Origin of the sequence: Ligilactobacillus apodemi DSM 16634 = JCM 16172, assembly GCF_001434405.1 — a bacterium.
GTDB classification, from domain to species: Bacteria; Bacillota; Bacilli; order Lactobacillales; family Lactobacillaceae; genus Ligilactobacillus; species Ligilactobacillus apodemi.
In genome coordinates, this window is sequence record NZ_AZFT01000046.1 from 1 (window position 1) to 262 (window position 262).

General features: G+C 45.0%; 1 protein-coding gene. It reads left to right on the forward strand.

Annotated features, from left to right (window positions below):
• Positions 1-262: Rib/alpha-like domain-containing protein (locus FC32_RS03770; RefSeq protein WP_268871571.1), on the forward strand; the 262-nt coding region annotated here is incomplete at both ends.

A 262-nucleotide genomic window follows, 5' to 3' on the forward strand; every position in this document is an offset into this window, starting at 1 on the left:
GTTCACGCCACTTTGAACAGCAAATTGACACCAGAGTCAGTGCTCGATCCAAATGTAGCTTTGCCACAAGGCACAAAGGTAGCATGGAAGACACCATTGGACACTACAAAAGCAGGCAACCAAACAGGTACATTAGAAGTAACATATCCAGATAATTCGAAAGATGAACTACCAGTCCAAGTCAAAGTAGGGACAGATGCCGATGCGGTAACGCCAAAGGCAAAAGCAAATGTTCACGCCGCTTTGAACAGCAAATTAGCAC